General features: G+C 36.6%; 13 protein-coding genes. 5 read left to right on the top strand and 8 right to left on the bottom strand.

What is annotated here, in order from left to right; all coding sequences use genetic code 11:
• Both RLO81_RS16170 and RLO81_RS16165 read left to right on the top strand, forming a co-directional pair.
• Positions 1-486: hypothetical protein (locus tag RLO81_RS16170; RefSeq protein WP_350113973.1), on the top strand; the 486-nt coding region annotated here is incomplete at its 5' end.
• Positions 487-681: 195 nt separating this feature from the next.
• Complete coding sequence (locus RLO81_RS16165; RefSeq protein WP_350113970.1) at positions 682-1,344, top strand: DUF2306 domain-containing protein; 663 nt, start codon at positions 682-684, stop codon at positions 1,342-1,344.
• On the opposite strand, the gene RLO81_RS16160 is transcribed toward RLO81_RS16165, so the two are convergent.
• The gene (locus RLO81_RS16160) at positions 1,334-2,797 is read right to left on the bottom strand and encodes a GAF domain-containing protein (RefSeq protein ID WP_350113967.1); all 1,464 of its coding nucleotides are present in this window, start codon (positions 2,795-2,797) and stop codon (positions 1,334-1,336) included. The genes RLO81_RS16165 and RLO81_RS16160 overlap by 11 nt on opposite strands.
• A gap of 135 nt (positions 2,798-2,932) precedes the next feature.
• On the opposite strand from RLO81_RS16160, the gene RLO81_RS16155 reads away from it, so the two are divergent.
• Positions 2,933-4,729 carry an OmpA family protein gene (locus tag RLO81_RS16155; RefSeq protein ID WP_350113964.1) on the top strand — a complete coding sequence of 599 codons (1,797 nt, stop codon included), beginning with the start codon at positions 2,933-2,935 and terminating at the stop codon, positions 4,727-4,729.
• Here the strand turns inward: RLO81_RS16155 and RLO81_RS16150 are convergent.
• The 7 genes from RLO81_RS16150 to RLO81_RS16120 form a co-directional block, all read right to left on the bottom strand.
• Positions 4,722-5,615 carry a metal ABC transporter permease gene (locus tag RLO81_RS16150; RefSeq protein ID WP_350113961.1) on the bottom strand — a complete coding sequence of 298 codons (894 nt, stop codon included), beginning with the start codon at positions 5,613-5,615 and terminating at the stop codon, positions 4,722-4,724. The genes RLO81_RS16155 and RLO81_RS16150 overlap by 8 nt on opposite strands.
• Positions 5,616-5,634: 19 nt before the next feature.
• A complete protein-coding gene (locus RLO81_RS16145; protein ID WP_350113958.1) occupies positions 5,635-5,991 on the bottom strand; it encodes a four helix bundle protein in 357 nt (118 codons plus the stop codon).
• Between the two features lie 49 nt (positions 5,992-6,040).
• Positions 6,041-7,369 (bottom strand): metal ABC transporter permease, encoded by a 1,329-nt coding sequence (locus tag RLO81_RS16140; RefSeq protein WP_350113955.1) that lies wholly within the window; start codon positions 7,367-7,369, stop codon positions 6,041-6,043.
• A 5-nt stretch (positions 7,370-7,374) separates the two neighbouring features.
• Positions 7,375-8,166 (bottom strand): metal ABC transporter ATP-binding protein, encoded by a 792-nt coding sequence (locus tag RLO81_RS16135; protein WP_350113952.1) that lies wholly within the window; start codon positions 8,164-8,166, stop codon positions 7,375-7,377.
• Entirely contained in the window at positions 8,166-9,071 is a 906-nt protein-coding gene (locus RLO81_RS16130; RefSeq protein ID WP_350113949.1) for a metal ABC transporter solute-binding protein, Zn/Mn family, read from the bottom strand. The genes RLO81_RS16135 and RLO81_RS16130 overlap by 1 nt, the downstream gene beginning before the upstream one ends.
• Positions 9,056-9,712 (bottom strand): metal-dependent transcriptional regulator, encoded by a 657-nt coding sequence (locus RLO81_RS16125; RefSeq protein ID WP_350113946.1) that lies wholly within the window; start codon positions 9,710-9,712, stop codon positions 9,056-9,058. Before RLO81_RS16125 ends, RLO81_RS16130 begins: the two co-directional genes overlap by 16 nt.
• A 270-nt stretch (positions 9,713-9,982) precedes the next feature.
• Positions 9,983-11,092 carry a glycosyltransferase family protein gene (locus tag RLO81_RS16120; RefSeq protein WP_350113943.1) on the bottom strand — a complete coding sequence of 370 codons (1,110 nt, stop codon included), beginning with the start codon at positions 11,090-11,092 and terminating at the stop codon, positions 9,983-9,985.
• Positions 11,093-11,119: 27 nt separating this feature from the next.
• Here RLO81_RS16120 and RLO81_RS16115 point away from each other — a divergent pair, with 27 nt between their 5' ends.
• Both RLO81_RS16115 and RLO81_RS16110 read left to right on the top strand, forming a co-directional pair.
• Entirely contained in the window at positions 11,120-11,932 is an 813-nt protein-coding gene (locus RLO81_RS16115; RefSeq protein WP_350113940.1) for a 2,3,4,5-tetrahydropyridine-2,6-dicarboxylate N-succinyltransferase, read from the top strand.
• A 54-nt stretch (positions 11,933-11,986) separates the two neighbouring features.
• Positions 11,987-12,805: a DUF3108 domain-containing protein gene (locus RLO81_RS16110; RefSeq protein ID WP_350113937.1), complete on the top strand. Its 819-nt coding sequence runs from the start codon at positions 11,987-11,989 to the stop codon at positions 12,803-12,805.
• Positions 12,806-12,876: the final 71 nt, after the last annotated feature.

Genomic DNA, 12,876 nt, shown 5'->3' with positions numbered 1-12,876 from the left:
AAAAAGAATTTTTCTTTTTTTCAAGACGATTATTCAGCTGCAATTTTACCTGATTTTTCTTTTGGGCGATTTTTCTCCAAACCTGATTTAAACATAAATTTGTCCTATCGTACGTATGGTGATAAATATGAGGGGTTCAATTCTGAAATTAAGATTCGAAGGCATTCTATTGGAATCGAATCGGTAAAATTTCTTTTTAATTACCATGGTTTTGTACCATTTGTAGGGCCAATACTTAGTTACGAAAATCTCAAAACAACTGTAAACAACATCGAATATAAAGATGATAAACTGGCACTTGGTATTACATTTGGCTGGGATATTCGTGTCACTAAGACGGGTTCGAGTCTTTTAAGAACCAACCTCCGCTATTACCCCAATTTGCACATGAATATTGAGGGTGAAAAAATGATGTTTGATCATATAGAATTTAACTTTATACAATGGGTACAGTTTATTGGAAGAAAGAAGGCCTTAGGATATTAGGGCAATATCAGTGGTGATTTTTCAACAACCTTTGGTTCATCAGAAGGTATAGCACTGGTTCATTTTTATTGCAGCTGACGCTATTATTTACAGTTAATTCTTCCCATTCATACCAAAGTAATCCGCTTTATACCATCTATTTTGTATGGTGGTTTTTGAGTAGTTCATTTGAATTATCAATTAATTCTAAATTTAATGGACGCACTTAGATTATTAGCAATCACACATGTATTAGCAGGTATCATTTCTTTAATTACAGGTATTTTGGCTATGTCAACGCAAAAAGGAGGGAAGCCACATAGGAAAGCAGGTAAGATATATTTCTTTGCCATGACTTATGTTTTTTTTAGCGCAATAGTCTTATCTACCGTTAAGTTTATCCCTTTTCTATTCATGATAAGCTTTCTAAGTTATTACGGGTGTTTTGCTGGTGTTAGAATTCTAAAATTAAAAAAGCTTCATAAAGGTCAAGATCCAAAAGTTTATGATTGGGGAGCGGGTGTTATAACCATCTTGGCTGGTATATCTTTCATTAGCTACGGTGGTTATTATATCCTGTTTTCAAATCCAAATTATGTGGCCGGACTATCAATCTTTTTTGGTGTTTTTACAGTGCAAACTGGGGTGTCCGGAATTTGGAATTTTATTAAGCGACCAAAAGATTCCATGCACTGGTGGAACTACCATATCAGCGGTATGATGGGTAGTTACATAGCCGCGACAACTGCTTTTTTAGTTACGATTGGAAGAATTACAGATTTCAACCATTGGATATTATGGATAGCACCTGCTTTAATAGGCGTTCCATTAAGCACGTATTGGCAAAGAATGTATAAAAAGAAGTTTGCTAAGGTGTAATTTGTCTGCGATTAACTGTACCGTTTTCTTCAATCGATCTATTGATCCTCAATGTGATAGACTCTAGTTCAGCAATGGAATTTTCCATATGCTGTAATATTTCCAAGTCTTTTAATGCTTCCTTAGTTTCTAGCTGCAAAAGGTGGTAAAGGCCACTTATGCGTGCTACTGGTGCACGCAAAATATGGGAATTAATGTAAGCATATTCAGTAAGTTGCCTGTTTTTTTCTTTGAGCTCTTCTGTTCGTCTGCTAACTATTGTCTCCAGGTTTTCATTTACACGCGAAATTTCAAAGTTCTTTTCAGTTAGTAATAGGTTCTGCTTTATCCTATCCTCTACAATGATGGTATACGATAAAAAATCACCCAATGCTTTGAGAAGTAAGCTTTCAGCAGCACCCCATTGCTTGTACTCATTTTGATGTTCACAGCAGATAACCCCTCCCAATTTACCTTTGCTCAGATAAGGCGCATCCATCATTGAGTAAATCGATAGCGGTTTAAGGTAAGAGTCTACAAATTCTGTTGTTGCTTCATTATTTAGTGCATCGTGAGCAATAATAAGCTGCTGATGTTTAAGCTCTACAAAATAGGTAGGAAAATCTGAAGCATACAGTATCTTTTCTGGCGTTGTGATTTTATTTTTTTCCAGTAAGAATTCACATTTTATAGAATCATTAGAATGATTAAAAGACCAAATACTTATTCGGGATACATCTAAACAAACACTTGCCGATTGTAAAATTTCTTTTTTTGCCAATTCTACTTTGCCATCATTGATATTCTTGGAGTTACTCAACTTTACAAGTTCACTTAAATACAGTTTAATTTTGCTGTTTTCTTTATTTTGCCGATAGTCACTTCTCAGAATTTGAGATTTAAAAAAAACCATAATTAAGGATAAAAAAGTTGCGGTGATTATGGTAAATAAGTTGGCGGAGAAGTAGTAATCATGACTAAGCATACCCACCTGATAGTAGCCCACATTAAAATAATCATGAATTGGGTCGAAAAGCAATAATGACACATATGCTGGAATGAGTGATATTATCAACCAGTGAGTTTCTTTTAATGAGAACAGTACAAATGGGATAATTAAGCCATTAATGAGTACTATGCGTATGTCAAAATAGTTTACCGGGTTAATAATATTTTCGTTAATTACGTTAGCCTTAGAAGTTATGCTTATATACATTACTACTAGTGGAAGTAAGACTGATAAAATCAAACGACTGGCATTAAAATAACCTTGTTTATTCAAAAAATAAGGGAGAATAAGTGCGGGAGAAACTATCCAAATTTTAAAGTGGAGTGTATCTGTAACATCACTAAAACTGTATGCAAAGCCAACAAGAACACTAATGCTGAACAGACTAATGGAGATGGAATTAGTAAGTCTGGAAATTCGCTTGAGTTCTTCTTTTAAATATGGCAAAGAGTTGATTTTACTCACCTAATTAGTGGTTTAGTTCTTGCATATACAATATTAAACCAGTTTAGTAAGGATCGCACAATTTGATATACATAAATATAGTAATTATCTTAATGGGTAATTTTTTACTGTAGAGGCCTTATTTTTTAATCTATCGTGAATAGACTTATATTTTTTCTCTCTCTCGTTGCTATATCTAATTTATCCTACGGACAGGATGACCCAGTAGCTCTTGCTAATGTTTACTTAGAACAAGCGGATCAGATATATAAACAACAAAAGGAGGCGATTGAAATAGCAAAAGAGCTTTATGTTCAGGCAGCTGATTTAGATCCAAACAATTTACGGGCTAACTGGATGGCAGGGCAACTTTATCTGGAAACCATCAATAAAGACAATGCCTTACCGTATTTGCTTCGTATTTTAGAACAGAAACCGGGTTATCGGTTTGATCTTTTATATCAAATTGGAAGAGCCTACCATTATGCACTTGATTTCGATAATGCCCTGGACTATTATGAGAAATACAAACGGAAGGTACTTGGCGATAGAAGCTACAGAGGTCGTGACAGAGTTATGCCACAAGAGGTTTCAAGAAGAATTTTGGAGTGTAATAATGGAAAAGAAATAATAAATAACCCTTCGCAATATTCCATCGTGCCTATTGGCGAAGAGATAAATTCCCAATGGCCAGATTATGCTCCAGTATTAAATAAAAAAGGGGATTTGATGATTTTTACGTCACGTAGGCAGGAAGGTAATACGAGCGCTGATGTGGATAAGGATAACTTCTATTTTGAAGACGTTTTCTTTTCAAGAAAGGTGAATGGTAAATGGACACCAGCTGAGAATATCGGCCCGCCCATCAATACACAATATCATGACGCCAATATCTATTTAAATGCAGAAGGGAACAGACTGTATTTATACAAAGATACAGGGGCAGGTGATATATATTTTTCTGATTTAGTAGACGGCAAATGGACTGAACCCGAGTTTCTTACTTCTAAAATTAACTCTACGGTTTACAGCGAAAATTCCGTTTCCGAAACATCAACAGACGATATGATTTTCTATACCAGCAGTAGACCTGGTGGGGAGGGAGGTATTGATATTTATTATTGCATAAAAGATGATGGCGAATGGTATAAATCAAAAAGTTTAGGTCCGGTTATTAATACTTCAGGGAATGAGGATAGCCCGTTTTTGGCTTATGATGGCAAAACTTTGTATTTCAGTAGTACAGGTCATAAAGGCTATGGTGGGTACGATATCTTTAAATCCGTATATGATAGTACCTTTGGTGAATGGTCCACACCCGTGAACTTGGGTTACCCAGTAAACACCCCGGATGATGAATTTAGCTTCCAAATCTCTCAAGATCAGCGAACAGGTTATTATGCTTCTGTGCGCGAAGGCGGATTAGGGTTCACCGATATTTTTATGGTAAAGTATCATGGCAACAGTTTAGATCAGACGGAACTAATTGCTGCCATTCAAAGTAAAAATAACGCAGTTAATAACGATTCGAATCCTGTTAATGCAGACCCTGCTGTGAGCATAGACCCTGATGCTCCTGTGTATGATGAGCACGAAATAAAGTTGATGGATCATACGCACCCCATATTCTTTAATAACGATCAGAGTGCTATTAAAGAACAGCATCAGGCGGAGCTGGATAGTATTGTGCAATTAATTCATAAATACAATTTCTTAAATATTGATATTTCCGGTTACGCCTCAGCTGATGGCAACCCACGCTATAATTTGGAGCTTTCAAATAAGCGAGCATTAATAGTGCTTAACTATTTGGTGGATCAAGGTGTGGATGAAAACAGAATTGTAGCCAAAGGATATGGCTCTGTTAAAGACCAAACTGGCGACCCGGAAGAGCACAGAAGGGCAGATGTACGAATTGTTTCTAGAGTGAGGAAAAAAAGTGGGCCTAATTAGCGGAAGTAGTATAATTGTTCTTCCTGTTTCTTATTGTCTTTATCACATATCCACTGTATGGAGCAAAAAGAAAAACCAGTAAAAATATCACCCCAGCCACACTTGCCATTGCACCGGCAATGGACGCATCAGTAAAGTAAGCAAGATAATACCCGCCAATAGAAGTAATTACTCCGATAATACAAGTGTAAACAAGCATGTGCTTGAATTTGTCGGTAAGTAAATAGGCAGTGGCTGGTGGGGCAATAAGCAAGGCAATTACTAAAATTGCGCCAACAGATTCAAATGACGCTACTGTTGTAATGGACACAGCACCCATGAGCAAATAGTGCCACAGAGCAGTTGAAATACCAATGGCACTTGCATAAGCAGGGTCGAATGTGGTTAAGAATAGCTCTTTATATCCTATTTTAATGAAGAGGAGAATAAGTACTAGAACTGTCCCTGAAATGTAAATCACTCTTGGACCCATCACAGTGCCTGAGTCAGTAATCCACAAATCCAATGGTACATAGGCTATTTCACCATATAGTACACAATCTTGATCCAAATCTACTTTTCCTGCAAATACTGAGATAAGAATCACACCAATGGCAAATAGCCATGTAAAAGTAACACCAATTGAGGCATCTGTCTGGAGCTTACCTTTTTTATGAAAGTATTCAATTAAGAAAGTAGTTAACAATCCAACGAGTCCTGCACCAATGAGCATGGTCACAGAATCCCTTGATCCAGTAAACAAAAAAGCCAATACAATACCGGGCAATACAGCATGCGATATCGCATCACCTACCATCGCCATTTTTCGAAGAATAAGGTAGCACCCCAATAACCCACAGGATATAGAAACTAAAGAACCGGCTAATATGATTTGGAGTGATTGCATAGGGCAAAGAGCTAAGGGCTTAGAGTAAGCTTTTTCTAAAGTTTGTAATCTTTCTGCTTAGTTGGTCAAGCTTGATGGTTTGTTGCTCATAAAATGATACATCAATGTAGTTTCTCCTTTGAAATATGGTAAGTATATTGACCACTTCGAATGTAGAGCGTCTGGACATGTTTAGAAAATTTGCAAAATCTTTATTCGAAAATGAACCCGAACCTTCAGATATATTATTAGAAATACTCATTACTGCACCTCTGAGCTGCTCTGCAAATTTGAATTTCCTCAGTTCCTCAACTTCATCTGCAACGTCTAGCAGCTCATCGGTTAATTCAATGGCTTCTTGCCAAATCTGTAATTCTTGAAATCTAAAACTCATCATGTTTCTTCTTAATTGTTGATTTTAAAAGCTTAATAAACATCTTATTAATTTATTTTGTTCTTAACTCCTTGCCCTTAGCCCTTTGCTCCGAGCTATACGGAATCTCCGATTCATGCGGATCAAACTCTGGGTAATTCAATAACTTTTCCAATCGAGCTTCAAGCTCTGGTGTAAGAATATGTTCAATTGTATCAGCATCTTCATGCACATGATCAGGTGCAATTCGCAAATATTTTGTTAAATAGAGCTCCCATAGTCGGTGTAGTTTTACAACGCGCTGACCTTTTTCCTTGCCCTCCTGTGTAAAATACCATTCATTATTGTCAAGCTTTAAGTAGCCTTCCCGTTTCAGCCGATTAAGGCCATTAAATAAACTTAATTGATCAAAAGCCCGCTTTGAGAGTATATTTTCTATTGTTCGTTTATCGAAGAAGTTTTTCTCTTGCTCACCCAGCTGGTACAAAACCTTTAGGATATTCTCATCACCAATTTGCTTCCTTATTTTGCGTTGTCGGTAAACACGATTAACAATTCCTCTGCCGGGTGCAAAGAAAAATGATACCATGGCTATTGTAGAAATAACAATAACTATCCATGGACCCGTTGGCATTGAAGGCGCGATGTAGGATATATAGGCTCCTGAAATTCCACTAAAAGCGCCAAAAACGGCTGCAAGTAAGATCATGGTCTTAATATTTTCTGTCCAGAAGCGTGCAGCTGCTGCTGGCGTTATTAACATTGCAGCCATTAACACTACACCAACAGCTTGAATTCCAACAACGACAGCCAATACGGTAAGTGTTGTAAGCGTTAGTTCTAAAGCTTTGGTTGGCAGACCTAAAGAATGGGCGAAGTCAGCATCAAAAGCCAATAATGTAAGCTCTTTAAAAAGCATAAAAACCACCACTAACAGAATAAGGGCAACTATGCTAAATGTTAAGACATCTGAACCAACAAGCGATGCTGCCTTGCCAAACAGGAAGCTATCCAGGCCGCTCTGAGAAGCATTACCAGACTTTTGAATAATAGTCAGAAGAAAAATACCAATCCCAAAAAAAACTGATAATATTAAGCCTATAGCAGTATCTTCTTTAATCTTAGATTTACTTGTAATAAAATCGATAGACACCAGAGCCAACCAGCCTGTGGTAAATGCCCCAATAATTAATATAATAGGGTTTTTTTCTCCGTAAAGAATAAATGATAAACATACACCTGGCAATACTGCATGTGCTACTGCATCACCCACTAAAGCTTTTTTCTTTAAAAAAGTAAATGAGCCAACAATAGCCGAACTGGCTGTAATAAGAATAGAGCCTATAACTACGTATCTTACGTTAGGATCCGTAAAAGAAAAAAACTCAATGAAATCTTCCATAGCAATTAATTCTTTTCTCTACTCGGAAACCTGTTTTTCTGAAGCAGGTTACTCACTTCACTCAGCATGGTTAGTTTACCACCGTACGTTTCTTCCAGAAGTTCTTTCGTATACACTTCCTCTATGGGGCCAGAAGCTACCAGACGTAGATTAAGCAATATGAGCCAATCAAAATATTGACTAACAGACTGTAAATCATGATGCACAACCACGATAGTCTTGCCCTCAGCAGTCATTTCTCTAAGTATATTGATAATAGTTTTTTCAGTGGCAGCATCCACACCTGCAAAAGGCTCATCCATGAAGTATAAATCCGCCTGTTGCGCAAGGGCTCTGGCTAGAAATACACGTTGCTGCTGACCTCCTGAAAGTTGACTTATTTGTCTATCCTTAAATGGCAGCATATCAACCTTTTTAAGGCAATCTTCCGCTACTTCTTTATCAGATTGCCTGATGCGTTTAAATAAGCCAAGCTTGCCATATCTGCCCATTAAAACAACATCCATAGCAGAGGCAGGAAAATCCCAATCCACAGATTCCCTTTGAGGAACATAGCTAATACGATCTCTAACAATCTCTAATTGCTGATCGAAAAGCTTGACAAAACCACTGCTAGCCGGAATTAAGTTCATCATTGATTTAATCAATGTCGACTTTCCGGCACCATTTGGGCCTACAATTCCTATCAACTTTCCTTGAGGTAGCGTTAGGTCAATATCCCACAAAACCGGTTTCTTGTCATAGGAAACTGTCAAATCATGTATTTCAACACTAGGGTTATCTGCTTGAATAATCATTATTTTAATGCATTTACTATTGTTGAAACATTTGCTTTAACCATGCCAATATAGGTTCCTTCAGGTGTACCTGCTTTACCCATAGCGTCTGAATATAAATTTCCACCAATTTGAACATCAAAACCACTTTGTTTACAGCCTTGTACAACGGCATTAATAGCCTTTTCAGAAACAGAAGTTTCTACAAAAACGGCTTTTATTTTTCTTTCTATGATGAAATCAACCAAGTCAGATACATCTCTTAAACCATATTCTGAAATAGTAGAAATGCCCTGTAGTCCTTTTACCTCGATATCATAAGCTTTTCCAAAATAGCCAAATGCATCATGGGCAGTGATCAAAACACGCTGCCTAGGAGGGATGCTTGCCATTTCATTCTTAACGAATACATTTAGAGAATCTAATCGTGACTGATAAATAGCTTCATTAGCAAGATATAATTCTTTATTCAGAGGCTGTTGTTTAATCATAGATATGGTTATATGTCTGACAGCGGTAGACCATAATGACACATCAAACCAGATATGTGGGTCATAGTTATTATTAAATTGTGGCACCCTAAATAAGAGGCTTGTATCTATTTCAGCAGCCACAGCTATAACAGGTTTTTGTCGACTAAGTTTTTCAAGAATTTCCCCCATTTTACCTTCCAGGTGTAGCCCGTTGTAAAAAATGATATCTGCCTCTGTAAGCCTTTGCAAATCGCCTTGTGTGGCTTTATATAAGTGCGGATCAACACCAGGGCCCATTAAGGCTTCAACTTCAGCTGTCTCGCCAACTATGTTTTTCACTGCATCGGCAATCATTCCTGTTGTAGTCACAATTTGCGGCTTCTCTTCTTCCTTATCTGAAGGCTGACAGGCCATCATTAACACTGCAAAAAATAGTATTAGTCTGTAACCCATATATTGTCTGCTACCTCTTTAGAAATGAAAACTATTTTTTTATTGTCGATTTGTATTTCGCTAGAACCATCGAACTCAACTTTGTCAAGAACTTTTACTTTTGCACCTAAGTAAATGCCTATTTTATCCAGATATTGAAGGAAGGAATTGTTAGAATCTTTTACTGAAAGAATGATGCCTACACTGCCAACAGTTAACTCGGCTAAACCTATCTGAGGTTTGGCTTTAAACTCACCATTTTCATCGGGTATGGGGTCTCCGTGGGGGTCGTATTTAGGATATGCCAAAAACTCATCTAATCGCTTAATTAAAAGTGAAGAATTGATGTGTTCTAACTGCTCTGCAACTTCATGAACTTCGTCCCAGTTAAACTTTAATTTATCTACCAAAAACGTCTCCCAAAGTCGGTGTTTTCTAATCACTTGAAGTGCAGCTTTTTCACCTTTTTCAGACACGGTAACACCATGATATTTTTGGTAGGAGAGAACACCTTTTTTAGACAACTTTTTTATCATATCAGTTACAGAAGCAGCTTTGGTATTAAGACTATCTGCAATGGCATTTGTGGATACAGATTCTCCCGTTTCCTGCGACAAATGATAAATAGCTTTTAGATAATTTTCTTCAGCGTAACTCAGCATAATCTTTAAATATTTACAAAAATAGGATATTTAGATTTATCTAAAAATAATTTTCATTAATAATTAAAAAATTAAATAATTAGCCTCATAGCCCCTTCTTGGCTTATTTTGATGTTCATCATATTTCACACCGTTTAAAGGATATGACTTAATTTGGCTAGTGAGTCCAATTTTAGGCTTAATTATCAGATAAATGTTTTGTAATTACACCAAAACGACACTTGAGTAATACTAAATATAAATTAGTATAACTTACTGATAAATAGATAGTTATAAATCTAAAGCCTCTATTAATTTTAAGGCTTCTGAATCCCATAAAACCTCCGATTGAGGCAATTTTTGATAAAATCTGGTTTGATTCATTTGCTTCAATAGGTCAGCCGGATCATAACCTTTGAAGTCAATATGAACGGCAGAAGTATACTGATCAGTAATACTTTTAATCAATGGTTTATGATCAGTTATTATTGGAAGATTAGCGTGCAAATACTCATAAAGTTTAGTTGGTATGCATCGGTCATTGGCAATGTTTGGTGGGTAGTAAATAATACCAAAGTCACTACTTAAAATTGCCTCTATAATCCTTGAGTGTGTAACCAATTTATCGCCTCCAATAAGGGATATATAAGGATGCTCTTTTATCTGATCTTTAATGGAATTTAGCGTAGAACTTTTGGCTGATTTTCCGATGATCTTTAGCTGAATCCTGGCATCAATTTCATGCAAGTTTTGAGCAAGATTTATAGCCTCAAATATACCGGTAGAATTCGCAAGAGTGCCGGAAAAAAGAAGTTGAATTATGTTATTGTTAGTTTCAGTTTTGAGAACTTGGTTTGTATTAAATTCAATACTCTTATTTTCTATAATTGTAAATTTCTGTTGAATGAAAGGCAACTCGTTGGCATAGCTTTTTTCTGCCAAAATGAATTGATCTACTGATGGGGCAATTACATTTTCTTTACATCTGACATAGGAGGCGATTAGGTTTTTTAGAAATAGAGGAAAGCTATTGGTGTATTTTATATTGAGGTAATAATTTTCGCGTATATCATAAATTAGTTTACACGGTCTTAACCACTTATAAATCAGAGAAGCCCATAAAAGTTCGTGTGTTGTAATAATAATAATCTTTGGGGATTGCTTGTATAAAGCATAAAAGTATCGAAATGGGGCAACCAATCTACTAATGCTTATTCGGCTGAAATTAAAAATGGGATGAAAATTAATTTTCTCATTATCAGGTCTTTTTTTTGCTGAAAAACCTATGATATTAACTTCATATTTGTCAGTTTGGCTGATTGAAACGCCAAACTTCTCGTACATACGTGTGTCATCAATCGGTTTAAGAATAGACGCTATTACGAGTTTTGGTAGCTGCATAGGTAATAATAGCAAAAATAGGTTTAAATGGAGTTAAAAGAATTAATTGAAAAGGCCTGGGAAGATCGCTCTTTGCTAAAAGACAAAGAAGTACAGATTGCCATTAAATCAACGGTAGAAGATCTGGATAAAGGTGTAATTCGGGTTGCTGAACCAGATACACTAGGCTGGAAAGTGAATGAATGGGTTAAAAAGGCTGTAATTCTTTATTTTCCACTGCGAGAGATGGAAACCATTGAAGTAGGGCCGTTTGAATTTCATGATAAAATTAAGTTGAAGAGTAATTATGCGAAGCTTGGAGTTCGTGTAGTTCCACACGCGATTGCCAGATATGGGTCCTTTATAAATAAGGGTGTAATACTCATGCCGTCCTATGTAAATATTGGAGCTTATGTAGATGAAGGCACAATGGTAGATACCTGGGCTACTGTAGGCAGCTGTGCTCAAATTGGCAAAAATGTACACTTAAGTGGTGGAGTGGGAATAGGCGGTGTTCTTGAGCCTGTTCAGGCATCGCCAGTAATTATTGAGGATAATGCTTTCATTGGATCCAGATGTATCATTGTGGAAGGAGTTCGAATAGGTAAAGAAGCTGTATTGGGAGCCAATGTTACATTAACTGCTTCTTCTAAAATTATTGATGTAACAGGCGATACACCAAAAGAAACCAGAGGGTATGTGCCCGAACGATCAGTAGTTATTCCGGGCTCGTATACGAAAAAATTCAGTGCAGGTGAATACCAGGTGCCTTGTGCGTTAATTATCGGTAAAAGAAAAGAAAGTACGGATAAGAAAACTTCATTGAATAACGCTTTGAGGGAAAATAATGTAGCTGTTTAATCTTTGGCACTTACTTTGTAAATGATAACAGTATTAACCAACAGGTTATCAATTATGAAAAGAATAGTTTACTTCCTTGGCATATTTCTTTTGTGTGGTTCATTCATTACCAACGAAGAACCATTGTATGTTCCTATTGATTATGATAATTTCCAAAGAGGCGAGAAGCTGGAGTTTAAGGTAAACTTTGGCATTTTTTCTATTGGAGAAGCTGAAATGGTTATTGACCCTAAGTCTTATAAAGTAAATCACAGGCCATGCTATAAAATTGATGTGTATGGTCGTACCAGTGGTATGGTGGATTGGGTAGCTAATGTTAATGATCATTGGGGCGCTTATGTAGATTCAGCTGCACTGATACCACATATATCATACAGAAAGATTAGGGAAGGTAATTATAAAAAGGATGAAGTTGTTCGGTTTGATCATCGGGTAAACCTGATTGAAGCCAAAGTAGCCGATAAGAAGACAGGCCAATTTAAAGAGCCCAAAGTGTATGTGGCACCTGAAGGTGTTCGCGACATGATGGCCGGAACCATGTACTTAAGAACAGTAGACTTTTCTAAGATGAAAGTAGGTGAAAAGTTCATGATCAATGGTTTCTTCGAAGATAGCTTTTACGATCTAGAGTTGATTTATAGAGGTAAAGACAAGGTGAAAACAAAAGCAGGGAAGTTTCATGCAATTAAATTGGCACCAGTTATTCCGGAGAATGAACTTTTTGATGGTGAAGATTCGATTGTTGCCTGGGTTACCGATGATAAAAATAAACTTCCACTAAAAATTCAGGCGAAAATGTTTATCGGAAATGTGAGTGTTGAACTCTCAGATTATACACAAACGAAACATCCGGTAACGAGCAAAATAAAATAACTTAATAATAACGAAACAGGCCGCATTTGAGTGGCCTGTTTTTTTAGGTTACATTAGCTACATGGTTCGAC

The organism is Fulvivirga sp. (genome assembly GCF_040220315.1).
Classification (GTDB): domain Bacteria; phylum Bacteroidota; class Bacteroidia; order Cytophagales; family Cyclobacteriaceae; genus Fulvivirga.
This window is presented reverse-complemented; position numbering and strand designations above follow the sequence as displayed.